Source organism: Anaerotignum neopropionicum, assembly GCF_001571775.1.
Lineage (GTDB): Bacteria > Bacillota > Clostridia > Lachnospirales > Anaerotignaceae > Chakrabartyella > Chakrabartyella neopropionicum.
Genome location: NZ_LRVM01000008.1, coordinates 51,961 through 77,402, shown reverse-complemented (window position 1 = coordinate 77,402; position 25,442 = coordinate 51,961). Strand labels below are relative to the sequence as shown.

Here is a 25,442-nt window from a genome sequence, read left to right as displayed (position 1 = left end):
GTGGCTATATCAGCCCCATATTACGCAATACATAAATAAAAAAGAATAACGTAAATGCAGAAAAAATCATGGAATAAATCAGATAGTCTCCTGCCAATTCATAATCTGCTTCAAACTGTATTGCTAATTGATAATTAGTAATTGCCGTTGGCGCTGAAACAAAAATAAATACGGGAATTAATTCTGCCCCACTTAAATGAAGAAAATGAACAGCTAGCCATAAAAAAATGGTGGGCACAACAATTAATTTTGCAATTAACCCTATCGCCAGTTCTTTCATATTTCTTCTCGCCGTACGGAATTCAAATTGCGCACCTAAAAATAAAAAGGCTAAAGGTGTTGCAATTTTGGCAACATCATTGCCTGACGTATGTAAAAAACTGGGCATAGGCAGCTTTAAAATATAAAAAATCAAACCTAAAATTACACCCCAAATAATAGGATTTTTCAATGCATTGAAAACGGCTTTTTTTACACTTGGTTTCTCCGCTGTATCAGCAAAAGCAGCATAAACAAATATCCCCATAATATTTAATATGGGTAATGTAGCCGCCATAATTGACGTTGCCAGCGTAAGGCTTTGGGTCCCTCCCAAAGCTTTTGAAAACGGCAATCCATATAGCATAAAATTACCTCGGTATATACATTGTATCATAACGCCAATTTTGCGGCGATCTTTTACAAATCTGGGAATACTCACAGTTAATACACCAACCGAAATAAAAATAACTCCAATGCAAAACAAAATTATTTTAATATAAGTAAAATCAATACTTACAGCATCGTAAAGATTAAAAAATACCAGCAGTGGGAATAGGACATTAAAACAAAGTTGATTCCCTTTTGTAACGAAATCTTCTGTTAAAAAACCCCTTCGCTTTAACACATTGCCCAAAATTACAATACAAAAAGATGGCGCAACTGCATTAAAAGCAAATATTAGATTTTCCACCATAACCCTTCTTTCTATGTTTAAAAGGAGAGGTTTTGTCCGCTTTCATTCCAAATTAAAACCATTTCCCCGTCTTGCACATTTTTTTCCACATCTCTTTGCGCCATTTTATAGTACATAAACCGATCATCCTCAGGGGATGGCAGATGATAAATCACCGTTTCTTTGACCTTCAAAACATCACGCAATATTCTCCGTCCCTTAGGATGATTATAAAAAATAGGCGTTACAAAAGCAATATCTGCGGTAAAATCTTTTTGCTTCGCAAAATCCTCCTCAAAATAATCAACATCGGATAAAAATGCAAGCTTTATACCGTCCAAGTCTAAACGAAAACATTGATTTGGCACATCGTAATATTTTTTATCCACATGTCTTGTGGTAAAAACCTTTAGCCCTATGCCCTGCTCCAAAATGGCCTCATGATTCTCATCAAGCTCTATAATCTTATGGGCAAATTCAGCTTCAGCAGCTGCTAACCCCATTGTATCATCAATTGGAGGAAAGCAAATTCCCTTTACCTCATTTACTGCCATATATTCCATAAAATACGGCGAATAGTAATGGTCATAATGTGAATGGGAAAATAATAAATAATCCACATTTGCCAATTCGCCTTTTCCCTTTTTCATCAACTTCCATGCCCATTCCGGCAAATCCGTGAAGTTCTTTCCCAAATCCTTATACAACCCGTCCAATAATATCCGCACGCCCTTATGAACCACAAGTACCGCAGCGTTAGATACCAATACGGCATAGCTTTTTTGCTCCATAAATGTTCTCCAAACCAATTTAGACATTTTTAAAATAAGGCGGCTAAAAAGCCGCCCCAGACTGAATACAAACCTTGGACCCGCCCACTCACTGCCCAAGATAGGGCAGACAGCGAAGCTGGCTTTTGCGTGGCAAAAGTGATGACCACCTGCTTGCTTTTTGAAAAAAGCAAGACCAAAAATTTTTATTGAAACCGCATAACTATGCGGTTTCTAAAGGGTCAAGGTTGCAATGGCAAAGAAGTGCCATCTGTCCGTAGGACAGCTTTGCAGCGCAAAGTGCTGACCCAAACCCTTGTGGGTGTTTGAGGGCAAAGCCCTCAAGGTTTTGACTTTGTCTACGTTCTAACGTTTCGACCACGCTTCCCTCATAAAAAGCAAGCCTTATCTAATTATTTCTGCTTGGGTGCAAAAATGAATACTTCCAAATCCTCGTCGTAGCCTCTGCCCATTTCAATGCCATCCACTTCACCAATGATGACATCCACTGTCATAAGCACCTTATTGCCTTCAATCAAGTGGCCGCCATGACCTGTGCCATACTGGTCTGATAAGCTATAGTGTACATGAAGCAGCGTTTCACCCTTATCATCATGGCAAATCATACCAGCCAGACCTACCAATTCAATAGGACCTCTTAAAATAATAGGTTCACCATAACCATAACCAGCCTTTTTCTCCTTCAATGGCACGGGATTAAAAAACTGTGCCCCATCCAAGCTGCCAATACCGCTTAAAATAACACCGTCTTTAATGCCGTAGTCCTTACAGATTTTTTCAAGCCCCAAAAGTACATCCTCACCGGGGCTCATTCTTGCAGCAACGATTCTTTTGATATTACCCTGTGCAGTTGAAATCATAATTTCGCTCCTCTCAAACTCTCATCTCTCACAAAAATCATCCTATAATAATGAAAAATCCCTCCAGACAATAAACTCCGGTTATGAAGTTCAAAATACAAAGGGATTTTTCTCAGGAACAAGACTGCTCTCAGCGTTCCCTTCACTTACATATTTATTTTACCTCTATACCCATGTCTTGTTCAAACATTTTCACAAGGGCACACTGATCTTCATTAATCAAACCGGCTTCATCCATCCTGTTCATATAATGCAAAACAAGGGCGGACATAGGAATGTCTACATCCATATCCTTGGCAAGCTGTGCAGCATTTTTCATGTCTTTTTGGTGCACTGCTATTCTTGCGCTTGCACTAAAATCTCTGCTGATAATTTTAGGCACCTTCACATCCATAACTGCATTCTGTGCAAAGCCATCCTTAATTGCATTGAACAATACTTCGGGATCTAAGCCTGCTTTTACTGCAAAGGCATATGCTTCAGAAACAGCAATCAAGTTGCAGCCAACAATCATATTATTGGCCAGCTTTGCCACATCTCCACATCCACTAGCGCCCATGTAGGTTACTCGGCTCCCAACACAGCCAATCAAATCTTCTACTTCATCAAACACTTCCTTATCGCCACCGCACATTACAACCAAAGTGCCTGCAACTGCACCTATTTCCCCACCACTCACGGGAGAGTCAATCAACGACATATCGGCTGCTTTTACTTCTGGGTACAGCTTACGGATTACACCGGGGAAGGTTGAACTAAAATCAATAATAATTGTACCTTTTTTACCGTGGGCAATAATCTCTTTTACCGCACTTTCTACCAATTCATTTTTAGGCAAACACAAGAAAATCACATCACAATTTTCATAAACTTCCTGAATGTCTGCAACTGTAAAACCACCAGCCTCAGCAAATTTAATTCTGGAAGCCTCAACCACGTCAAAACCTACCACAGAGCAACCGCTTTTCTTCAAAATATTAGTAGCCATGGGAAGGCCCATGATACCCATTCCAATAAAACCAACCTTCTTCATTGACGTCCCTCCTAATTATTTATTGGGAATATGAATTGCTCTCTTTTCAGCTGCCAGGGCTGCTTCTCTAACCGCTTCGGTTACAGTTGGATGGGCATGAATTGTTGCGATAATATCTTCTACAGTAGCCTCCATGCCAACCGCCAAAGCACATTCTCCAATTAAGTCTGTTGCTCTGGGGCCAAGAATATGAACGCCCAATACTTCTTTATATTCTTCGCCGATGATGAACTTAATCATACCAACGCCGCCATTCATAATCAAGGCCTTTCCATTGGCCATCAGAGGGAATTTTCCTACCTTAAAGCCGATTCCCAATTCCTTTGCTTTTTCTTCTGTCAAACCAACTCCTGCAAATTCAGGATCAGTATATACGCAAGAGGGATTGGTTGCACCATCATAAAGCACATCTTCACCCAATGCATTTTCTGCGGCAATTTCACCCTGAGCAGATGCCACGTGGGCAAGCATAACCTTGCCTAAGCAATCGCCAATTGCATATACGTTTGCAACATTTGTTTCCATTTTATCGTTTACAGAAATGCGGCCTCTGTCATTGGCAATACCAACTGCATCCAAATTCAATGCTTCCGTATCTGTTCTTCTGCCAACAGCAACCAATACTTTTTCTGCTGTAAAGGCTTCAACCTTACCGCCAACCTCTACATTTACCTTTGTAGCTGTGCCAGAAGCTTCAACGGACTGAACCTTTGCATCTGTCATAATCTTAATGCCTCTTGCTTCCATCATTTTACGAAGCTGGGCAGTTAACTCGCCATCCATCATAGGCAGAAGCTTGCTCATTGCTTCCACTACGGTTACTTCTGTACCAAAGCGGGAATAAGCTGTCGCCAATTCGATACCAATAACGCCACCGCCGATGACAAGCAGGCTCTTGGGAACTGCTTCGAAGGAAAGGGCGCCTGTGGAATCCACACAGCTTGCATTTTCCTTTACACCCGGAATCGGTGGCACTGCAGGAACGGAACCGGCTGCAATAATAATTTTATCAAAGGTTAAATTTTCCTTGGAGCCATCCTTCTTTGTTACAGTCAGAGTGTCCTTGGAAGCAAAGGAGGCAACGCCTTCAATTACTTTAATTTTATTCGCTTTCATCAAGCCGCTTACACCGCTAACCAACTGATTGGTTACAGCGCTTTTCTTCGCCTGAACCTTGCTCCAGTCAATGCCTTTTACTTCTACATTGATACCCAATTGAGCCATTTCTTTCGCTTCGGCCAACGCTTCTGCAGAGTGCAAAAGGACCTTTGTAGGAATACAGCCAACATTTAAGCAAGTACCGCCCAATTTATTCTTTTCAATAAGTGTAACTTCACCGCCCAGCTGTGCGGCACGAATTGCAGCAACATAGCCACCAGGGCCGCCGCCAATGATAGCCACCGTTGTTTTGCCTTCTTTTTTCGGTGAGGGAGCTGCTACAGGAGCTGCTACAGGAGCTGCTACAGGAGCGCCTCCAACGGCTTCTCCGGCTTGTCCAATATATGCCAAAATACCCTTAACGGGCACATCTTCACCTTCGCCAGCAACAATTTTGATCAGTGTTCCTTCTGCTTCACTTGCTACTTCACTGGTCAGTTTGTCTGTTGTGATTTCTACAAGAATATCACCAACTTTTACGGTATCGCCTTCCTTCTTGACCCACTTGGAAACGGTGCCTTCTTCCATGGTCAAGCCAAGCTGAGGCATTTTTACCTCTACTGCCATTTGAATTCCTCCTAATCTTTCTGGTACTTAATCTATACTCTTCTTTTTCTGTTTCTTTACTAGGGCTTTTGCAAAAGCCAGTGAAGCTCTCCTTGGATAAAATTATTATCTAGGAGAACTTCCCAATCGGCAAAGCTTTATAGCGGTTTGGGATAATAAAAGAATTTTTATTTTTTTGGAGTTGGGCATCTATAAAGCCGCCTGACTTTTGCTCTTTTGTAAGAGCTTCCCTTTTTCATTTATCTTTTGTATATTTCAATATTTTATCTTTTGTATTTTTCAGCGTTTTATCTTTTGTAATCTGGCAAAAAACTAGACTATATCAAAAATTAAAGTAAAATTTTCATAGGATTTTCCAACAGCTCTTTAATAGCCAATTCAAATTTGGCAGCTGTTGCACCATCAATCAATCTGTGGTCGAAGGTGAAGGAAATACGCATAAACTGTCTTTTGGAAATATTGCCCTCATCATCCATTACCAATTCATCCTGCACTGCGCATACGCCTAAGATGCCGGAATCAGGCTGATTTACAATAGGATCAAAGGTTTCTACGCCGAACATACCCAAGTTAGAGATGGAGAAGGTAGAGCCTTTGTATTCATCCATATTCAGTTTATTTGTTCTTGCTCTTTCAGCCAAATCCTTTGCTGTGGCAGAAATTTCTTCCAGGCTCATTTTGTCAATGTCCTTCAAAACAGGAACGATCAAGCCTTCGTCTAATGCAACTGCCATACCAATATTCACATGGGCACGCTTAATGATTTTATCACCATCCAACGTAACAAGGATGTGCTTGTTGTTTTTCAACGCCTTTGCAACTGCCTTCAAAATGAAGTCGTTTACGGAATATTTTACGCCAAGGTCTTCATTTACCTGCTTGCGGAATTTCATTAAGTTTGTAACATCAATCTTTACGTTCTGTGTTACGCTGGGGATTTCTCTACGGGATTGCGCCATACGATCTGCAACAACTTTTCTCATGCCCGCCAATTTTACAACTTCGTCACCATCCATCAAATCGATAGCGCCGGATGCTGTTACAGGTGCAGGTGCTGCCACAGGAGCAGCTACAACAGGTGCTGCTACAGGTGCATTCTGAGCTGCTGCCAAAATGTCTTTTTGAACGATACGACCTGCGGGGCCTGAACCCTTTACGCTTGAATAATCCACACCCATTTTTGCTGCTGTTTTTCTTGCCAAAGGAGAAATTTTAATTCTGCCATTTGCTGTTACAATGGGTGCAGCCACTGCTGCTACAGGAGCAGCTGCAACAGGTGTTGCTTCTACTACAGGTGCTGCTACAGGTGCTGCTTGTGCACCACCAACTGCTTCACCAGGTTCACCAATATATGCCAACAAACCTTTTACAGGAATGTCTTCACCTTCTCCAGCCACAATCTTCAACAATGTGCCGTCAAATTCACTTTCCACTTCGCTTGTCAATTTATCTGTTGTGATTTCTAAAATGATTTCACCAGCTTTAACTGTGTCGCCTTCTTGTTTTACCCATCTGGTTACTGTTCCTTCTTCCATGGTAAGTCCCAGCTGAGGCATCTTTACTTCAAAAGCCATGATTTTCCCTCCTTAAATTACTTATTCAAAACTTTTTTCACTGCTTTTACGATATCTGCAGGGTGAGGGAAGTTTTCATCCTCCAGTGTAGGGCTGAAAGGAGAAACAATATTCAGACCGCAAACACGTTCTACAGGTGCATCCAATTCATCAAACAATTCTTCTGCAATCTGAGCAGAAATTTCACCTGCGTAGCTGCCTCTCTTTACTTCTTCAGAAAGGACAATGACATTGTGTGTCTTAGTTACAGACTTCACAATTGCATCCCAATCCAAAGGAACCAAGGTACGAAGGTCAAGAACTTCAACATTAATACCTTCTTTTGCTAATTCTTCAGCTGCTTCCAATGCAAAGTATACCTCACGGCTCCAAGTAATAATTGTTAAGTCAGTACCTTCTCTTTTCACATCAGCAACACCCAAAGGAATTGTGTATTCGCCTTCAGGTAAATCCTCTTTTTTTGCATATAACAGCTTATGCTCCAAGAAAATAACAGGGTCATCATCGCGAACAGCGGATTTCAAAAGTCCCTTTGCATCTTCAGCTGTGGAAGGTGCAACAACCTTCAAACCAGGTGTATGGCAGAAGACATTTTCCAAACACTGAGAATGCTGACCTGCATTTCTTCTACCTGCGCCCATAGGCAATCTAAGTACCATAGGAACGGTTGCCTGACCACCTGTCATATATCTCATCTTTGCTGCCTGATTCATAATTGGATCAGCAGCAACCATAATAAAGTCATCATACATTAATTCTACTACAGGGCGAAGGCCTCTCATGGCTGCCCCAACGGACATGCCGCAAAAGCCGGATTCGGAAATTGGTGTATCGTATACTCTGTGTTCGCCGAATTCCTCCTGGAAGCCAACGGTGATGCCAAATACGTTACCCATTTTGCCCATATCTTCACCAAGGATGATTACTCTTTCATCTCTTGCCATTTCTTCATGCAAAGCTTCACCAATTGCCTTGCTGATGCTTAATTTCTTGCTCATCTTACAACACTCCTTTCATTGTCAGAGCTATACACGTCGGTTGTAGCTTCGGAAGGATCGGGGTATTCGGAATTAACAGCAAATTCATAAGCTGCTTCCATATCAGCTGCTACTTCAGCTTCTAATGCCACTAATTCTTCTTCCGTTGCAATCTTTTCTTCTAACAATTTTGCTCTCATATTAGGAATGCCGTCATCCTGGTGGGCAAGTTCCATATACTCTGCTGGGCGATAGTTAGCAGGATCACCACAATAGTGTCCCTGATGACGGTATGTCATACATTCAACGATAGAAGGGCCATTTCCCTCTCTGGCAAAATCAACTGCTTCTTTTACTGCTTCATAAACAACAACGGGATCGTTACCGTCAACTGTGTTTCCAGGAATGTCATAGCCTTTTGCACGTACAGCAATGGTATCTGTATTTGTTACGGAGTGAATGTTTGTGGAAACACCGTAGTTGTTATTTTCGCAAAGGAAAACCACAGGAAGCTTCCAAGCTGCAGCCATGTTGATTGCTTCATGGAAAGTACCCTGGTTGGAAGCACTATCGCCAAAAAAGCAAAGTGTAACATGCTTGTCACCTAAAACTTTAGATGCCAAAGCGGAACCCGCAGCAATAGGAATACCGGCACCAACGATACCGTTTGCGCCCAAGTGATGCAAACCGTCAACATCCGCAATGTGCATAGAACCACCCTTGCCATTGCAATAGCCTGTTTTCTTGCCGAATAATTCTGCAAGCATCTTATCTAACTGACCACCTTTTGCAATTGTGTGGCCATGTCCTCTGTGTGTTGTTGCCATGTAATCATCCTTGTCAAGTGCATAGCAAGCACCTGCTGCAACTGCTTCCTGGCCGATACACAAATGAATATTACCTGCAAGCATACCTTTTGTGAAGCATTCAGCAGCTCTTGTTTCAAAAGCTCTGATACGAACCATTGTACGATACAAGTCCATAAGCATTTCTTTAGAATATTTCTTTTTAGCCAATGAAATCACCCTTTTCTTAAGTTTTAATTGTAATATTTATTATGTTTTGTAACATTGCTTTCAATTCCAATAAAATCTGCATCACAATTGCCAACTTGTAACTTATCATGTTGGTTGTGCTTAACCTCTATCACCTGTAATACAAGCAAAGAGTAAATGAAAAGCCGTCTTCTTTTTTTACGGCTAACCTTATTTTTTATTTCTTTGGTTTCCCAAATGCATTTTATCATTTGTAACTAACATATTTCATCGTTTGTATGAATTTTATTTTCAGGTGCTGCCGTTTAGAGCAGCACCTGTAAACCAATTTAATTAGCTAAAAGCTTTTAGATTTGTCCAATCAGCTTTGGTAAGAACAGCGAAATCTGAGGTACAAATGTTAACAAGAAGAGTGCAACAATACCTGCGATGAGGAAAGGAATAATCTTCTTGCAGATATCTGCAACAGGGATGTCCGCCACGTTACAACCAACATAAAGGTTGATACCAACAGGATGTGTAATCTGTCCAATTGCCATGTTAACGGTTAAGAATACACCGGCATGAAGCAAGCTTACGTCAATTGCATTCAAAACTGGAACCATGATTGGCAACAAAATGTAGAATGCAGAGTTTGCATCAAGGAAGCAACCTGCAATCAAGAATATAATATTGATTAACAGTAAGATTACATATCTATTATCACTTACCGAAAGCACTATCTGAGATAGCTGACTTGCAATCTGGCTTGTTGTCAAGATCCATGCAAATACAGCTGCAGCAGCAATGATAAACATTACAGTTGCGGAGGATACAGCGGATTCAATGAAAATATGATACAAATCCTTCAGTTTAATTTCTCTGTAAATAAAGATACCAACGATCAAACCATAAATAACTGCAACGCCGGCTGCCTCTGTTGGTGTAAACACACCTGCGTAAATACCGCCTAAAATAATAACAGGTGTCATTAATCCCCAGAAAGCATCCTTAAAAGCAACCATTCTTTCCTTAGTGCTCATTTTAGGCTGAGGAATAATTTCCTTATTCCCTCTAGAATCCCAGGCAGCCGCCATATAATAAGCAACACCTACAAGAACACCGGGAACAATACCTGCAGTGAACAAAGCCCCTACAGATACATCAGTACAAGAAGCATACACTACATATGCAATACTGGGAGGGATGATAATACCGATTGCACCGGAAGCACTAACCAATGCAGCAGGCATATTTTTGCCGTAGCCTGCTTTTACCATTGCAGGAATCAAAATAGGACCGATGGCTGCAACAGTTGCTGGGCCGGAACCGGAAATTGCAGCAAAGAAGCATGCTACAATTACAACTACTGCCATCAAGCCGCCTTTTCTATGACCAACGCAAGCATTTGCAAAATGAATTAAGCGTCTGGAAATGCCCGCATATTCCATAATGCTACCCGCTAAAATAAAGAATGGAATTGCAAGCAGGGTAAACTTAGCTGTACCGGAATACAAGATACTTGGAATAACAGAAAGAGGAAATTGACCATACATCAAACCGATCGATGCCGCCATACCAAGGGAAATTGCAATAGGTACATTCAAGAACACCAGCAGGAAGAACAAACCAAATAAAATTAAAGTCATCATACCTGTGCCCCCCCATCTTTCTCTTCATTCCACAGAGCTTTCACCTGACGAGAGCCAGCCTGCAGTACACGAATAATTACAAATGCTGCACCAACTGGCATGGAAAGCCCCTGAACCGCCTGTGGCAATTGCAAAACAGGAGTTCTTGCGCCCATAGCAATCTGACCTTGTACCATTACAATGCCATAGTAAAATACCAGCACCATAAAAACCAAGCTGCAAATTACGCCAAATAATGCAAACATGGCTTTAGCCTTACCATGAAATAAATCAACGACAAAGCTCATACCTAAATGAGCGTATCTTTTAAATCCAGCCGCAACACCCAACATCGTTACCCATACAAATACTGTAACTGTCAACTCCTCTGTAAAAGAAAAGGAACTGGAAAAACAATATCTAAATACAACGTTGAGGAAGTTCATAATTGCCATATACGTCATCATAATAATGATGAGCGATTCTTCAAAATAATCTAGTATTTTGCCAAGCAATTTCATCTTTCTCCACCTTTCTTTCGTTCTTTATTTGAAATACACGCCAAATAACTTTTTGCTTCTAAAAAATATTTAGTACAGAATAATTAATATTATACCTTAGTCTTTTAGCGCACTCTTTTCTTTCGTTTTTAAAAAACATTTCTTTATTCCCACTGTTTTATTACTCTTGCAAAAAAAGAGAGGGCAAGGTCAGTGCGCCTGCCCTCTCGACACTACGTTTTCGTGGTCCTTCAATAAAATTGTTTAATTGCTTAAAAAATTATTGGAAAGCGTAACCAAAAGCAGCAAATGCTTCTTCGCCAAATTTTTCTTTGTACTGATCGTAGATAGGAGCAACAACGCCCTTCATTTCTTCGATTGCTTCAGGGGACAATTCGTTAACTTCTACGCCGATACCCTTGAACTGTTCAATAATTTCAGCATCCATAGCTCTGGAAGCGGAAACCTGAGCTGCACATGCTTCTTTACCTGCTGCTTCGAAAATAGCCTTGTCTGCATCGCTCAATTTGTTCCAGATGTTACCGCTAACGCTTAAGATAATTGGATCGTAGCAGTAATTCCAAATTGTCATGTATTTCTGCACTTCCTGAATTTTTGCGGATCTGATGGTGTCATAAGGGTTTTCCTGACCATCAATTGCACCCTGCTGTAAAGCTGTAAATACTTCACCGAAAGGCATCTGTGTAGGATCAGCACCCAAAGACTTAAATACATCTAACAATAAAGAAATTGCAGGAACTCTGATCTTCAACATAGCCATATCAGCTGCGCTTGTAATAGGACGCTTGTTATTTGTAATCTGACGGAAACCATTTTCACCGATACCAACTACATGAGCGCCTTTTGCTTCAATTGCTTTTTTAACATATTCAGCACCTGCAGCACCATCGTTGAAAAGATATTCATCAACACTGTCATAGCCATTAGGGAATAACCAAGGCATACTGATTACAGACAATTCAGGCACTACGTTTGAGATAATCATAGAAGAATGAAGATCAACGTCTGTTGTGCCGTTGAACAACATTTCAACACCCTTTGTCTGATCGCCTGCTGCCAACTGCTCATTTCCATAAATTGTTACTGTATATCTTCCTTCGGTACGTTCCTCAACTAATTTTTTAAACTCATTTGCAGCAACCATCCATACGCTGGTTTCAGAAGGTGTTACCGCCATTTTCAGGTTTACCGCCTTAACCTCACCACCGCTGTTACTGTTACCTGCACTGCTGCTACCGCTTCCGCCGCAACCTGCAACGCCCAGAGCCATAACAGCACACATAATGCCCGCTAATAATCTTTTTTTCATTTCATTTACCCTCCTCATTGTTTTGTTTGGATTTTTCCAATTTTACTTTTCGGCTGCAAAATTGTCCTTTATTGTACTTTATAAACAATAAACAGCCACTCATTTGTTTCTTAGCGCTGAGAAAACGCTTGCTTTCGCGTATATGCCACTGGCACATACATTTATAAAAAGTCCCATACTCTGGCAAATATGCCCTTTCTGTTCCCTTTTTATTAAATTATTTAGTATGCCGTAAAATTAGCGCCCGTTAAAATACGCAACATGATAATACGTATTATCACAGAATAAGTAATCCTTCGCCAATTTTGGTTTCTTCTCTACCAGATAGGTATATAATTCCACATGTTCCTCCGCCAATACGGAAATAGGTTTATCCGTCAGACGGGTAATTTCTTCCATATAATGAAAGAATATATCTTTATAATTCAACATGGAATTATACAAAAACACATTTTTTGCCCCTTCTATCACTGCCATATGAAATTCAAAGTCATATTTCGTAAAAGCAACGCGATCATCGGTTTTTCCAGCTTCCTGCATTTTTTCAACCAAATTTTTAAGAATTGCTTCATCTTCCTTTGTAGATCTTCTTACAAAAAATTCAATTGCTTTAAACTCAACCGCTTGTCGAAACTCAAAAAACTCTTTAAATTCCTCACTTGTAATATCAGATGCTTTTAAAGCCTCTACAGGTTCCTCATTCAAGACACCCTGTGCCGGATTTCTATGTACAAAGGAGCCAACCCCTTGCATTGTAACGATAATTCCACTGCCCTGCAAATTTTGCAACGCAGCCCTTACGCTCGTTCTGCTCACGCCAAACATACTGCAAAGCTTGCTTTCAGAAGGCAGCTTATCTCCAACTTTCCATTCACCACTGGTAACCTGGTTCAATATTTGATTATAAACCTCGTCACTTAATGACAATCTACCCTTATAGTAATCCATGATTCTCTCCCCTAGTCTTTTGCATGGCCCCTTTTCGTTTCAAAAACAACACGAAAATACGGAACATTCTGTCGGAGGCTCTTCTCGTAGATGCTTTAAAAAACTGCTCTAATACTTATCGTACACCATGTATTACTTGTACTATAAGTTATCATACAACTCCGAAAATTGCAATTTCCGATTTGTACAAATATTTATACAAAAATTTGTAGTATTGACCATACACCTTATTTTTTTTGTGCATTTGTGTTGAAAAAGACCATGTTTTTCTTTAAAACTTAATAATCTTTGTTAGTATTCCACGAAAAATTTTAAAAAATTCACAGCGAAAACTTTTTTATATTTTATGACAAATACTCTTTTATTTTAATATCCCGACCTCCCATTTTGTATTATCATATTAAAAAAATATCCCGACATAATTATATTATCGGGATATTTTGGAGATTGTCAATAATTTATTTATAATATTGTACTGCTGATAAAAACAATTTCATATCATACTTCCCCTGTACATTTTGATACAAGTTATCACCAACTCGCTCTGAATGCCCCATTTTTCCAATAATCCGACCGTTCGGTGAAATCAATCCTTCAATTGCCGAAACGGATCCATTTGGATTGTACTGAATTTTATTCGTTGCATTTCCTTTGTCATCCACATATTGGGTGAGAATTTGGCCGTTTTTTGCTAATTCTTTCACCAATTCAGCATCAACCAACAATCTTCCTTCTCCATGAGAAACAGGGACGGTAAAAATTTCTCCCGGTTCCACATTCATTAACCAAGGGGAATTGTTGGAAGCAATTCTGGTGCGTACCAATTTTGATTGGTGACGACCAATTGTATTATAAGAAAGGGTAGGGCATGTTTCATCTGTATCCATTATTTTCCCAAAAGGAACCAATCCCAATTTAATAAGTGCTTGGAATCCATTACAAATTCCGCACATTAACCCGTCTTTTTCCTCTAAAAGTTGTGTTACAACTTCTTTGATTTCAGGATTACGGAAAAACGCCGTAATAAATTTACCGGAACCGTCAGGTTCATCTCCGCCGGAAAAACCTCCGGGAATAAAAATCATCTGGGAATTCTGAACCTCTTTTGCAAATCTCTGAATAGAATCACTAATTCCCGCCGCAGATAAGTTGTTGATGACAAAAATCTCAGCCTTTGCCCCAGCTCTTTCCACCGCCTTAGCCGAATCATACTCACAATTTGTACCAGGGAATACAGGTATCAACACTTTCGGCTGGGCAAAAGAGAGCTTCGCCTGATACTTTTTCTCTGTGTTAAAGGTAAAGGTAGGAATTCCTTCTGATTTTTCAGAAATATTACAAGGAAAAACCTTCTCAAGCTTCCCTTCATAAAGATCAATCAACGCTCCCATAGGAAGTTCTTCTTTTTCGCACACAATTGCCTGCTTTTCGGTTGTTTCACCAAGAAGAATGCCTTCCTCAATTTCTCCTGCCATTTCCAATAGAAATCCGCCATATTGATACCCGAATACTGTATCCAAGGAAATCCCTTCTGCAAAGGTAAAACCAAGTTCATTGCCCATAGACATTTTTAAAATAGCTTCTGCCACCCCGCCATAGGTGGGTGTGTATGCGCTCAAAACCTTGCCAGCTCTCATGAATTGATTAATTAAATCAAAGTTTGCTTTTAAGCTTTCCGTGGTAGGTAAGCCATTTTCATCATATTCAGGCAATAATAAAGCAACCTTATGCCCCGCACCTTTAAACTCAGGAGAAATAATATTGCTTATTTCTTCCGTTGTTACCGCAAAGGATACCAAGGTAGGTGGTACATCAATGTGCTCAAAACTGCCACTCATGGAGTCCTTGCCGCCAATGGCAGCAATTTCCAAGCCTTTTTGAGCCATAAAAGCACCCAGTAATGCCGCCAAAGGCTTGCCCCAGCGTTTTCCGACCTTCAAAGGCTTTTCAAAATATTCCTGGAAGGATAAATAAACATCCTCAAACTTTGCTCCTGTTGCCACAAGTTTTGTCACCGATTCCACAACAGCAAGATATGCACTGTGGTAAGGACTTGCCTCGGCGATAAAAGGATTGTATCCCCATGCCATTAAGGAACAGGTCGTGGTATCCTTTTTCTCCACGGAAACCTTATTTACCATTGCTTGAATCGGGGTTCTCTGGGTTTTTCCGCCAAAAGGCATGAGTACAGTTCCTGCGCCGATGGTAGAGTCAAATCGTTCGGAAAGCCCTCGCTTGGAGCAGACATTCAAATCCTCCGCCACTGCCAAAAATCCCTCTTTAAAACTTGTAGGAAGTTCCTTTGTAATGGCTTTGGGTGCCTCAGGTGCAATGGAAATGTGCTTTTCCGCACCATTGGAATCCAAAAATTTCCGGGAAATATTCACAATATTCTTGCCATTCCAATGCATTATCAAGCGTGGCTCTGCCTTCACCTCTGCAACCACAGTAGCCTCTAAGTTTTCACCATAAGCCAATTCTTTAAAACGTTCCACATCCTCTGCCGCAACAACAACGGCCATTCTCTCCTGAGATTCGCTGATTGCCAGTTCTGTTCCGTCAAGTCCTTCGTATTTTTTTGGTACAGCATTTAAGTCAATCACTAAGCCCGGTGCCAATTCACCGATAGCAACAGATACACCGCCAGCACCAAAGTCGTTGCAACGCTTAATTAACTTCGCCGCTTCTTGGTTACGGAACAGACGCTGTAATTTTCTTTCTTCTGGTGCATTTCCCTTCTGTACCTCTGCGCCGCAGCTTTCTAAGGATTCTACAGTGTGAGATTTGGAGGAGCCTGTTGCGCCACCACAGCCGTCACGACCTGTGCGTCCCCCTAAAAGGATGATAATATCCCCGTCAATAGGTTCTTCTCTGCGCACATTTTCCGCAGGAGCCGCACCAATGACTGCGCCGATTTCCATTCTCTTTGCCACATAACCGGGATGATAAATTTCATCCACCTGACCTGTGGCAAGGCCAATCTGGTTTCCGTAAGAACTGTAGCCTGCCGCCGCTGTGGTTACAATTTTGCGCTGAGGAAGCTTTCCTGGGATAGTTTGGGAAACAGGTACCGTGGGGTCTCCCGCACCCGTTACACGCATTGCTGCATATACATAGGAACGTCCCGACAACGGATCACGAATTGCGCCACCCACGCAGGTAGCCGCACCACCGAAAGGCTCAATCTCTGTGGGATGGTTATGGGTTTCATTTTTGAATAATAACAGCCATTTTTGAGTTTCACCCTCAACATTCACATCGATTTTCACCGTGCAAGCGTTAATTTCCTCGGATTCATCCAGCTTGGTTAGTTTTCCCTGTTGCTTTAAAAACTTTGCTGCAATGGTGCCCATATCCATCAAATTGATGGGTTTTGTACGCCCGATTGCTTCTCTAGTTTTCAAATATTCCTCGTAAGCAGACTGTAGCAGACTGTCCTCAAACTGAATATCATCAATCGTTGTTAAAAAGGTTGTATGACGACAATGATCAGACCAATAGGTATCAATCATTTTGATTTCCGTAATGGTAGGATTTCTGTTCTCTTGCTTAAAATAAGCCTGGCAAACCTTAATGTCATCCAAATCCATGGCCAAGCCCATCTGCTTTACAAAAGCATCTAGGCCTGCCTCGTCCAATGTAAGAAACCCGTCAATCGTCGCCACCTCTGTGGGGATTTCGTACTGCACAGCCAAGGTTTCAAAGGTGTCCAAGGCCGCCTCTCTGGCTTCCACAGGGTTGATTACATATTTTTTAATGGCAGAAATCTCTTCTTCTGTCAGCTTTCCATACAGGAAAAAAACCTTCGCCGTACGCACCAAGGGTCTTTCTTTTTTAGAAATAATCTGAATACATTCTGCCGCAGAATTTGCTCTTTGGTCAAACTGCCCCGGCAAATATTCAACTGCAAAAACAACTGCATGCTCCCCAGGCAATTCTTCCCTTAAATCGTCAAGCTGAGGTTCGGAAAAAACAGTGGTTTTGCAATACTCAAATAAATCCTTTTCAATGTTTTCCACATCATAGCGATTGAAAAGGCGTAAATCGGTCAAGCTTTCAACGCCTAGCAAGCTTACAATATCATGGCGCAAAGCATCTGCTTCTGCTGTAAGCCCTTGTTTTTTCTCTACATAAACTCTGTAAACCATGCTTACACCTCCGCTGCTAAAGCTTTTTTACCAATATCATTGCGGTAATATGCATTCTCGAATTTTACGGTTTTTACTGTTTCATACGCCTTCCCAATTGCTTCTTCCAAGGAATTAGCCACTTCCGTCACACCCAATACACGTCCGCCGCCTGTTACCATAACGCCATCCTTGATTTTTGCCCCTGCAACATAAATCTGGTTGCTGTTTTCGGGTAAAGTAATAGGGAACCCTGTTTCATATTTTCCGGGATAACCGTTAGAAGCCATAATTACACAGCAGGCAGCTTTTTCTCCAAACTTCACCTCTGCTTCTGCCAAGGTACCCTTTGCGATATGCTGCATAATGGTCAAAAGGTCACTTTCCAACAGTGGTAATACAACCTGTGTTTCGGGATCACCAAAACGGCAGTTATATTCGATTGTCTTTGGGCCATTAGGGGTAAGCATCAAGCCGAAATACAAACAGCCCTTAAAGGTTCTGTCCTCTTGATTCATTGCCTCCATGGTGGGCAGAAAAATGGTTTCCATACATTCTGCGGCGATTTTATCTGTATAATACGGGTTTGGTGCAATCGTGCCCATGCCCCCTGTATTTAAGCCCTTATCTCCATCCAACGCTCTTTTATGATCCATGGAGGAAACCATGGGAATCATGGTTTTGCCGTCGGTAAAGGCAAGGACGGAAACCTCGGGGCCTGTGAGAAACTCCTCAATGACAATATGATCACCGCTAGCGCCAAAAATTTTATCCTCCATCATGGAACGAACGGCAGCCTTCGCCGCTTCTCTTGTTTCCGCAATCACAACCCCTTTTCCCAAGGCCAAGCCATCCGCCTTAATTACCGTAGGAATGGGTGCTGTTTCCAAATATTCCAAAGCCTTTGCCATATCGTCAAACACTTCATATTCTGCCGTAGGGATGTTGTATTTTTTCATTAAATTTTTGGAGAAAACCTTGCTTCCCTCCAAAATCGCCGCTCTTTTGTTGGGGCCAAAGCAAGGAATTTCAACGTTTTCCAACGCATCCACAACACCTAATACAAGGGGATCATCCGGAGCTACTACAGCAAACTCGATTTTATTTTCCACTGCAAAGGCAACGATTTTTTCTACTTCCTTTACGCCAATATCCACGCAAGTAGCATCTTGGGCAATCCCACCGTTACCAGGCAGCACAAAAAGCTCAGTTACATTGGAATTTTCTTTGATTTTCTTCACAATGGCATGCTCTCTGCCGCCACCGCCAATTACCATAACTTTCATTCTAAATGCCCTCCGCTTCTTAATGATGGAACAATCGCATCCCTGTAAACGCCATTACCATGTTATATTTGTTACAGGTTTCAATCACATTATCGTCACGGATAGAACCGCCGGGTTCTGCGATATAGGAAACGCCGCTTTTTGCCGCTCTTTCGATATTGTCACCAAAAGGGAAGAAAGCATCACTGCCTAAAGCTACGCCTTTGATTGTAGCAAGGTATGCTTTCTTTTCTTCTCTTGTCAAGGGTTCAGGCTTTACAGAGAAAATCGTTTCCCAAGTGCCGTCTGCCAAAACATCCTCATAATCGTCAGAAATATAAATATCAATGGCATTATCCCTTGCAGGACGAGCTATGGAAGGCAAAAATGGCAGGTTCAACACCTTTTCGCACTGACGTAAGTGCCAAATATCTGCTTTGCTTCCTGCAAGACGAGTGCAATGAATACGGGACTGCTGACCGGCACCAACACCAATTGCCTGTCCATCCTTTGCAAAGCAAACGGAATTAGACTGGGTATATTTTAAGGTAATCAAAGCAACTATCAAATCTCTTTTTGCTTCTTCCGTCAAATTCTTATTATCTGTTACAATATTTTCCAAAAGTGCCTTGTCAATTTTAAAGTTATTTCTTCCCTGTTCGAAGGTAATGCCAAAAACCTGCTTGACCTCTTTTTCTTCGGGAAGGAAATCAGCATCAATTTCCACAACATTATAGGAACCGTTTCTTTTGGCTTTTAAAATTTCCAAAGCCTCTGCTGTGTAACCGGGTGCAATGATACCGTCCGAAACCTCTCTCTTAATCATGATTGCCGTTACTGCATCACAAACATCGCTTAACGCAATCCAGTCACCATAGGAACACAAACGATCTGTCCCTCTTGCTCTTGCATAAGCCAAAGCAATAGGGGATTCATCCAAGCCTTCAATATCCCCCACAAAGCAGGCCTTTTTCAGATCTGTGCTCATGGGTGTCCCTACCGCCGCAGAAGTGGGGCTTACATGCTTAAAGGAGGTTGCCGCAGGCAGACCCAAGGCTTCCTTTAATTCCTTTACTAACTGCCAGCTGTTAAAGGCATCCAAAAAATTGATATATCCAGGTTTTCCGCTCAAAATTTTGATAGGTAGTTCGCTACCATCAGCCATATAAATTCTCGCCGGTTTCTGATTTGGATTACAGCCATACTTTAATTCAAATTCTTTCATTTTTAAAATTCCCCCGTCCAAGATAAATTCGTATTCTAGTAAAGGAAAAGCCCTCAGGCCTCTGCCCCCGAACCCCATATCGTAGGCAAACCTTGGGTTCCACCCACTCACTGCCCAAGATAGGGCAGACAGCAAAGCTGGCTTTTGCGTAGCAAAAGTGATGACCACCCGCTTGCTTTTTGTAAAAAGCAAGACCAAAAACTTTTATATAACCCGCATTCTATGCGGGTTAAGGTGGGTCAAGGGACTCGTCCCTTGGGGAGGTTTGGAGGCAGCGCCTCCAAGATATTTCTTTATACCTTTAACTCCGCTTGAATTTCTGCATCATGCCATTTTTTGATAATCGGTTGCGCTACCTCTTTTATAAACTCATCTACCTGTGATGCACTTCTGCCGATATACAAAGCCGGATTCAATTCCGCTTGAATTTCTTCCAAGGTCAAGGGGAATGCATCGTCCGCCGCAATTCTTTCAATTAAGTCGTTCTTACCACCTTCAAGCTTTACCTTTGCCGCCGCCGCATGGGAGTGGGTGCGCAATCCTTCATGTAATTCCTGTCTGTTGCCGCCTTTTTTCACGGATTTCATCATGATGTTTTCCGTTGCCATAAAGGGCAGTTTTTCCATCACACGACGTTCCACAACCTTATCATAAACCACCAAGCCGGCTGTTACATTCATGTAAATATTTAAAATGGAATCCACCGCCAAAAACGCCTCTGCGCTGGAAATACGCTTGTTTGCAGAATCATCCAAGGTTCTTTCAAACCACTGGGTTCCTGCGGTTAAAGCAGGATTTAAGGAATCCACAATAACATAACGAGCCAAAGCGGAAATTCTTTCGCTTCTCATGGGGTTTCTCTTGTAAGGCATTGCAGAGGAACCAATCTGATTTTTTTCAAAAGGCTCTTCCATTTCTTCAAAAGACTGCAAAATACGCATATCATTGGAAAATTTATAAGCACTCTGGGCAAAACCAGAAAGTACTGATAAGAAATAAGCGTCTACTTTACGGGAATAGGTCTGCCCTGAAACAGGAACACAGCCCTTAAAGCCCATATCCGTGGCAATCATTGCTTCCATCTTCTTGATTTTCTCTTCGTCCCCTTCAAACAGCTCCATAAAGCTTGCCTGGGTACCTGTAGTGCCCTTGGAACCCAATAAAAGCAGTTCTTCCAAGCGATGTTCCATTTCATGAATATCCTGACACAATTCATAAATCCAAAGGGTTGCTCTTTTGCCCACTGTTGTCAGCTGCGCAGGCTGAAGATGGGTATATGCCAAGCAGGGAAGGCTTTTGTACTCTTCCGCAAATTCCGAAAGATTTTTAACTACCTGAGCCGCTTTTTTCAAAATAATAAGAGATGCCTCTTTTAAAATAATCACGTCAGTGTTATCTCCAACGTAGCAGGAGGTTGCGCCCAAATGGATAATGGGTTCTGCCTTGGGGCATTGCTGACCATAAGCAAACACATGGCTCATTACATCGTGACGTACAATTTTTTCTCTTGCTTCCGCAACCTCAAAATTAACATCATCTTTGAACGCTTCTAATTCCGCAATTTGATCATCAGTAATTTCAAGACCCAAAGCTTTTTCCGCTTTTGCCAAAGCAATCCAAAGCTTGCGCCAAGTACGGAACTTAAAGCTCTCGGAAAAAACAGCTTGCATCTCCTTGCTGGCATATCTGGTTGAAAAGGGGGAAAGATAAATTTCCTTTGTAGTATTCATATCTCAATCTCCTTACTTATTCTTATTTATCATACGGTTTTCAATGGTTCCTGTTTTCAAGTCAATATATCTCACATAAAGAGAGATTTTATTTTCTTCATTCAAGTTCTCCCAAATATCCTGTACGAATGCATCAATTTTTTCAGGGATTGCCACTCTTTCGGGTTCGCCTTGGAACGTAGGCAAGGGGTTGCCATCGCCAGCATAGGTATGAATGAAATGTCCCAAGCCATCAAACCCAGGATACGCAAAGGTATATCGATTACAACCACTGCCCTTTGCATCGGTACTTTTCAGAATACTCATTTTATAGGCAAAGTCACCATCTGAAAATGTCAGCATCCCACTGATTCTGGGTGTAAAGTTGGGTACGTCTGGCTCAAATTCTCTTGTTTCCAAGCTCTCTTCAAAGGTTTTTCCTGCTTTCACATAATCATAAATGGTATCCGTCTGATCACCATTTGTTACAATCAACTTATTTTCCAACTTTTTAATAGGAGAATAAATAATCAAAGAAGGGTCTTCCACCTTAGATTCATCAAAGGGCTTGATAATTACTTCTTCACCGTTTTCAATAAAAACACGGTTACGGCTATTTTCACTGCGACCCATAATAAAATATGCAACTGCCGCCTTGCTTCCGTCCACTGTTTTCCCAATCACAATCCCTCTGCCAACGTAAGGGTTGTCTTTCACCAAATCCTTCATGGAGTTCAATTTATAAATATCCATATCAGTTTCCTTTCCGTAATTTACAGGCTACCATTTCCACTGCTTTGGGCAAAAGCACCCATTCCGCTTCTTCCATGACTCTTTTTTGCAACACTTCTGGGGTGTCTCCCGCTAAAATATCCACTGCCTTTTGGAGAATAATTTCACCGCCATCGGGAATTTCATTCACATAGTGCACCGTTGCGCCCGTAACCTTTACGCCGTATTCCAAAGCAGCCTCATGAACGTGCAAGCCGTAAAAGCCTTTACCGCAAAAAGAAGGAATCAAGGATGGATGGATATTCACAATTCTTTTGGAATAAAGAGAAGTAAAATCTTCGCTTAATAAAGACATAAAGCCTGCCAAAACAATCATTTCAATTCCGTTTTCGTCTAAAATGGCTTTCATCCGCTCTTCATAGGTTTCTTGGGAGGGAAATTCTTTTCTTTTTACAACAACGCTTTTTATGCCGTTTTCTGTCGCTCTGGTCAATGCATATGCACTGTCGTTGCTTGCCAAAACCAAAGCAATTTCACCGTTTGGAATTTCTCCTCTTTTTTCGGCATCAATCAATGCCTGAAGGTTAGTGCCGCCGCCGGAAACAAAAACTGCAATTTTTGTTTTTAGCATATTACGACACCTTCCTCGGAAACAACAATTTCACCCATAATGTATGCGTCCTCGCCGTTTGACTTTAAGATTTCCAATGCTTTTGGGGCATCCTCTTTTGCTACAACAACGCTCATGCCAACGCCCATGTTAAAGGTATTAAACATATCTCTTTCAGGAATATTACCTTTTTTTGCAAGCAAATCAAAGATAGGTAAAGTGCGCAATGCGTCTTTATGAATCCTTGCCCCAAAGCCCTTAGGAATACTTCTGGGAATGTTTTCGTAAAAACCGCCCCCTGTAATATGAGAAACTGCCTTTACCGTCACCTCTTCAAACAAAGCCAGCATAGGCTTTACATAAATTTTTGTAGGTGTCAGCAAGGTTTCCCCTAAGGACTTGCCGCCCAATTCTGCAACTGGTGCCTTCATATCTGTATGTTCTACATCAAATACACGGCGTACCAAGGAAAAACCATTGGAATGCACGCCGCTAGAGGGCAATGCAATCAGCACATCCCCCTCTTTGATTGTCTTATTATTCAAAATTTTCGCTTTATCCACAACGCCAACGGAGAAGCCCGCCAAATCGTATTCATCCACTGGGTAAAAGCCGGGCATTTCCGCTGTTTCTCCGCCGATTAACGCCGCACCGCACTGTACACAGCCTTCCGCAACACCGGAAACAATGGAGGCAATTTTTTCAGGGAAGTTTTTGCCCACGGCAATATAATCCAAGAAGAATAAAGGCTTTGCACCAACACAGATAATATCGTTTACGCACATAGCAACGCAGTCAATGCCAACAGTATCATGCTTGTCCATCAAAAATGCCAATTTCAGCTTTGTACCCACACCGTCTGTACCGCTTACCAAAACAGGCTTTGTAATTCCTGTCATATCCAATTCAAAAAGACCGCCGAAGCCCCCAATATCGGACATTACCCCTGCTGTCATTGTTTTTGCAATATGCTGCTTCATCAGTTCAACTGCCTGGTATCCTGCTACAATATCCACACCTGCTGCTTTATAGCTCTCACTCTGACTCTTCATCTTGTTTTTTTCTCCTCTCACTGAGCTTATATTCAAATCTGTTTTTATCAGCCTCTGTGGGTTTTTCTGTGGGATATTTCCCATCAAAGCAGGATGCACAGTAACCCTCACCATTGGGGGTACCAATCAGCATACTCAAATGGTCTAGGCTTAAATAGCCCAAGCTGTCCACGCCAATCATATCTCGAATTTCTGCTATTGTATGGTTACAAGCAATCAAATTCTCCTGAGAGTCCACGTCAGTGCCATAGAAACAAGGGTAACGGAAAGGGGGTGCCGAAGAACGCATATGCACCTCTGTTGCTCCTGCGTCCCTAAGAAGCTTTACAATCCGCGCTGAGGTTGTTCCTCTTACAATGGAATCGTCAACCAAAACAACCCTTTTTCCCTTTACTGTTTCCGCAATCACATTTAATTTAATTTTCACTTTATCCTCACGAACCTTCTGACCGGGTGAGATAAACGTGCGTCCGATGTATTTGTTTTTAATAAAACCAATGCCATAAGGAATGCCAGACTGCCTTGCATAACCAATGGCTGCATCTAAGCCGGAATCGGGAACACCAATGACTACATCTGCCTGCACCGGATGCTCCATTGCAAGACAAGCACCCGCTCTTACTCTTGCATCATGTACACTTCTCCCCTCCACACGAGAGTCTGGCCTGGAAAAATAAATATATTCAAAAATACAAATCGTAGGCTTTACCTTATCACAGTGATCTGTGATGGTACGAACGCCCTCCCAATCAAAAACTACAATTTCTCCGGGACGAATGTCACGAATAAACGTGGCACCCACAACATCCAGCGCACAGCTTTCGGATGCAACAACATAGCTGCCCTCTGCTGTAATTCCATAGCATAAGGGTCTAAAGCCGTTTTCATCTCTTGCCGCTATCATTTTAGAAGCAGACATAATCACCAAAGAAAATGCACCTCTGATACGGTTCATTGCACGGTTTACCGCCTCCTCAATAGAGGGTGCATTCAATCTTTCTTTGGTAATCACATAAGAAATAACTTCTGTATCACTTGTTGTATGGAAAATAGAACCTTGTAATTCCAATTCCTGTCTTAATTCAAAAGAATTCACCAAATTACCGTTATGGGCCAACGCCAATTTCCCCTTAACATGGTTCACAACAATAGGCTGGGCATTGGTACGGTCGTTGGCACCTGTTGTGCCGTAGCGTACATGGCCAATTGCCATATTGCCCTCCCCCAAGGATGCCATAACCTGCGGCGTAAAAACATCATTTACTAAGCCCGGGTCCTTATGGAAGCGAAAAACACCATCATCGTTTACTACAATGCCGCAGCTTTCCTGCCCTCTGTGCTGTAATGCAAACAGCCCATAATAGGTTGTCGCCGCTACTGTGGCAGTTTCTTTCCCAAAAACGCCGAATACACCACATTCCTCATGAATTTCATTCTTACACATG

At 41.7% G+C, this 25,442-nt stretch carries 21 protein-coding genes; all 21 read right to left on the bottom strand.

Annotated elements, in window-relative coordinates; genetic code table 11:
• Nucleotides 1–4 precede the first annotated feature (4 nt).
• The 21 genes from CLNEO_RS11700 to purF all read right to left on the bottom strand — a co-directional run bounded on the left by CLNEO_RS11700 (nt 5) and on the right by purF (nt 25,441).
• Nucleotides 5–952 carry an AEC family transporter gene (locus tag CLNEO_RS11700; protein WP_162266476.1) on the bottom strand — a complete coding sequence of 316 codons (948 nt, stop codon included), beginning with the start codon at nt 950–952 and terminating at the stop codon, nt 5–7.
• Between the two features lie 20 nt (nt 953–972).
• Entirely contained in the window at nt 973–1,725 is a 753-nt protein-coding gene (locus CLNEO_RS11695; protein WP_066089145.1) for an MBL fold metallo-hydrolase, read from the bottom strand.
• A gap of 202 nt (nt 1,726–1,927) precedes the next feature.
• Nucleotides 1,928–2,086 carry a hypothetical protein gene (locus CLNEO_RS15880; RefSeq protein ID WP_157723557.1) on the bottom strand — a complete coding sequence of 53 codons (159 nt, stop codon included), beginning with the start codon at nt 2,084–2,086 and terminating at the stop codon, nt 1,928–1,930.
• Nucleotides 2,087–2,117: 31 nt separating this feature from the next.
• The gene (locus tag CLNEO_RS11690) at nt 2,118–2,585 is read right to left on the bottom strand and encodes a PPC domain-containing DNA-binding protein (RefSeq protein ID WP_066089142.1); all 468 of its coding nucleotides are present in this window, start codon (nt 2,583–2,585) and stop codon (nt 2,118–2,120) included.
• 154 nt (nt 2,586–2,739) lie between these two features.
• Nucleotides 2,740–3,618 carry an NAD(P)-dependent oxidoreductase gene (locus CLNEO_RS11685; protein WP_066089139.1) on the bottom strand — a complete coding sequence of 293 codons (879 nt, stop codon included), beginning with the start codon at nt 3,616–3,618 and terminating at the stop codon, nt 2,740–2,742.
• Nucleotides 3,619–3,633: 15 nt separating this feature from the next.
• Nucleotides 3,634–5,343 carry a dihydrolipoyl dehydrogenase gene (lpdA, locus tag CLNEO_RS11680; protein ID WP_066089136.1) on the bottom strand — a complete coding sequence of 570 codons (1,710 nt, stop codon included), beginning with the start codon at nt 5,341–5,343 and terminating at the stop codon, nt 3,634–3,636.
• A gap of 329 nt (nt 5,344–5,672) precedes the next feature.
• Nucleotides 5,673–6,917, bottom strand: a complete 1,245-nt coding sequence (locus CLNEO_RS11675; protein ID WP_083531991.1) for a dihydrolipoamide acetyltransferase family protein — start codon at nt 6,915–6,917, stop codon at nt 5,673–5,675.
• A gap of 17 nt (nt 6,918–6,934) precedes the next feature.
• Nucleotides 6,935–7,915: an alpha-ketoacid dehydrogenase subunit beta gene (locus CLNEO_RS11670; RefSeq protein WP_066089133.1), complete on the bottom strand. Its 981-nt coding sequence runs from the start codon at nt 7,913–7,915 to the stop codon at nt 6,935–6,937.
• Nucleotides 7,912–8,910 carry a thiamine pyrophosphate-dependent dehydrogenase E1 component subunit alpha gene (locus CLNEO_RS11665; protein ID WP_330382595.1) on the bottom strand — a complete coding sequence of 333 codons (999 nt, stop codon included), beginning with the start codon at nt 8,908–8,910 and terminating at the stop codon, nt 7,912–7,914. The genes CLNEO_RS11670 and CLNEO_RS11665 overlap by 4 nt, the downstream gene beginning before the upstream one ends.
• 326 nt (nt 8,911–9,236) lie before the next feature.
• Nucleotides 9,237–10,520: a TRAP transporter large permease gene (locus CLNEO_RS11655; RefSeq protein WP_066089126.1), complete on the bottom strand. Its 1,284-nt coding sequence runs from the start codon at nt 10,518–10,520 to the stop codon at nt 9,237–9,239.
• A complete protein-coding gene (locus CLNEO_RS11650; protein ID WP_066089122.1) occupies nt 10,517–11,020 on the bottom strand; it encodes a TRAP transporter small permease in 504 nt (167 codons plus the stop codon). The genes CLNEO_RS11655 and CLNEO_RS11650 overlap by 4 nt, the downstream gene beginning before the upstream one ends.
• Nucleotides 11,021–11,279: 259 nt before the next feature.
• Nucleotides 11,280–12,329: a TRAP transporter substrate-binding protein DctP gene (dctP, locus tag CLNEO_RS11645; RefSeq protein ID WP_066089119.1), complete on the bottom strand. Its 1,050-nt coding sequence runs from the start codon at nt 12,327–12,329 to the stop codon at nt 11,280–11,282.
• A 237-nt stretch (nt 12,330–12,566) separates the two neighbouring features.
• Nucleotides 12,567–13,277 carry a FadR/GntR family transcriptional regulator gene (locus CLNEO_RS11640; RefSeq protein ID WP_066089116.1) on the bottom strand — a complete coding sequence of 237 codons (711 nt, stop codon included), beginning with the start codon at nt 13,275–13,277 and terminating at the stop codon, nt 12,567–12,569.
• A gap of 458 nt (nt 13,278–13,735) precedes the next feature.
• Nucleotides 13,736–17,425: a phosphoribosylformylglycinamidine synthase gene (locus CLNEO_RS11635; protein WP_066089113.1), complete on the bottom strand. Its 3,690-nt coding sequence runs from the start codon at nt 17,423–17,425 to the stop codon at nt 13,736–13,738.
• Between the two features lie 2 nt (nt 17,426–17,427).
• A complete protein-coding gene (gene purD / locus CLNEO_RS11630; RefSeq protein WP_066089110.1) occupies nt 17,428–18,690 on the bottom strand; it encodes a phosphoribosylamine--glycine ligase in 1,263 nt (420 codons plus the stop codon).
• A 19-nt stretch (nt 18,691–18,709) separates the two neighbouring features.
• Nucleotides 18,710–19,894 carry a phosphoribosylaminoimidazolecarboxamide formyltransferase gene (locus CLNEO_RS11625; RefSeq protein WP_066089271.1) on the bottom strand — a complete coding sequence of 395 codons (1,185 nt, stop codon included), beginning with the start codon at nt 19,892–19,894 and terminating at the stop codon, nt 18,710–18,712.
• Nucleotides 19,895–20,187: 293 nt separating this feature from the next.
• Complete coding sequence (gene purB / locus CLNEO_RS11620; RefSeq protein ID WP_066089106.1) at nt 20,188–21,624, bottom strand: adenylosuccinate lyase; 1,437 nt, start codon at nt 21,622–21,624, stop codon at nt 20,188–20,190.
• A gap of 12 nt (nt 21,625–21,636) precedes the next feature.
• On the bottom strand, nt 21,637–22,356 hold the full coding sequence (locus CLNEO_RS11615) for an IMP cyclohydrolase (protein WP_066089103.1): 720 nt from the start codon (nt 22,354–22,356) through the stop codon (nt 21,637–21,639).
• Nucleotide 22,357: 1 nt separating this feature from the next.
• Nucleotides 22,358–22,966, bottom strand: coding sequence for a phosphoribosylglycinamide formyltransferase (purN, locus tag CLNEO_RS11610; RefSeq protein WP_066089100.1), 609 nt, complete (start codon nt 22,964–22,966; stop codon nt 22,358–22,360).
• Nucleotides 22,960–23,997: a phosphoribosylformylglycinamidine cyclo-ligase gene (gene purM, locus CLNEO_RS11605; RefSeq protein ID WP_066089094.1), complete on the bottom strand. Its 1,038-nt coding sequence runs from the start codon at nt 23,995–23,997 to the stop codon at nt 22,960–22,962. Before purM ends, purN begins: the two co-directional genes overlap by 7 nt.
• A complete protein-coding gene (purF, locus tag CLNEO_RS11600; RefSeq protein ID WP_066089091.1) occupies nt 23,981–25,441 on the bottom strand; it encodes an amidophosphoribosyltransferase in 1,461 nt (486 codons plus the stop codon). Before purF ends, purM begins: the two co-directional genes overlap by 17 nt.
• Nucleotide 25,442: the final 1 nt, after the last annotated feature.

Excerpts from the sequence above, each read along its gene's own strand:
- CLNEO_RS11695 (WP_066089145.1), bottom strand. The coding sequence starts at position 1,725 with ATGGAGCAAAAAAGCTATGCCGTATTGGTATCTAACGCTGCGGTACTT.
- CLNEO_RS11690 (WP_066089142.1), bottom strand. The coding sequence starts at position 2,585 with ATGATTTCAACTGCACAGGGTAATATCAAAAGAATCGTTGCTGCAAGA.
- CLNEO_RS11685 (WP_066089139.1), bottom strand. The coding sequence starts at position 3,618 with ATGAAGAAGGTTGGTTTTATTGGAATGGGTATCATGGGCCTTCCCATG.
- lpdA (WP_066089136.1), bottom strand. The coding sequence starts at position 5,343 with ATGGCAGTAGAGGTAAAAATGCCTCAGCTTGGCTTGACCATGGAAGAA.
- CLNEO_RS11675 (WP_083531991.1), bottom strand. The coding sequence starts at position 6,917 with ATGGCTTTTGAAGTAAAGATGCCTCAGCTGGGACTTACCATGGAAGAA.
- CLNEO_RS11670 (WP_066089133.1), bottom strand. The coding sequence starts at position 7,915 with ATGAGCAAGAAATTAAGCATCAGCAAGGCAATTGGTGAAGCTTTGCAT.
- CLNEO_RS11655 (WP_066089126.1), bottom strand. The coding sequence starts at position 10,520 with ATGATGACTTTAATTTTATTTGGTTTGTTCTTCCTGCTGGTGTTCTTG.
- CLNEO_RS11650 (WP_066089122.1), bottom strand. The coding sequence starts at position 11,020 with ATGAAATTGCTTGGCAAAATACTAGATTATTTTGAAGAATCGCTCATC.
- dctP (WP_066089119.1), bottom strand. The coding sequence starts at position 12,329 with ATGAAAAAAAGATTATTAGCGGGCATTATGTGTGCTGTTATGGCTCTG.
- CLNEO_RS11640 (WP_066089116.1), bottom strand. The coding sequence starts at position 13,277 with ATGGATTACTATAAGGGTAGATTGTCATTAAGTGACGAGGTTTATAAT.
- CLNEO_RS11635 (WP_066089113.1), bottom strand. The coding sequence starts at position 17,425 with ATGGTTTACAGAGTTTATGTAGAGAAAAAACAAGGGCTTACAGCAGAA.
- purD (WP_066089110.1), bottom strand. The coding sequence starts at position 18,690 with ATGAAAGTTATGGTAATTGGCGGTGGCGGCAGAGAGCATGCCATTGTG.
- CLNEO_RS11625 (WP_066089271.1), bottom strand. The coding sequence starts at position 19,894 with ATGAAAGAATTTGAATTAAAGTATGGCTGTAATCCAAATCAGAAACCG.
- purB (WP_066089106.1), bottom strand. The coding sequence starts at position 21,624 with ATGAATACTACAAAGGAAATTTATCTTTCCCCCTTTTCAACCAGATAT.
- CLNEO_RS11615 (WP_066089103.1), bottom strand. The coding sequence starts at position 22,356 with ATGGATATTTATAAATTGAACTCCATGAAGGATTTGGTGAAAGACAAC.
- purN (WP_066089100.1), bottom strand. The coding sequence starts at position 22,966 with ATGCTAAAAACAAAAATTGCAGTTTTTGTTTCCGGCGGCGGCACTAAC.
- purM (WP_066089094.1), bottom strand. The coding sequence starts at position 23,997 with ATGAAGAGTCAGAGTGAGAGCTATAAAGCAGCAGGTGTGGATATTGTA.
- purF (WP_066089091.1), bottom strand. The coding sequence starts at position 25,441 with ATGTGTAAGAATGAAATTCATGAGGAATGTGGTGTATTCGGCGTTTTT.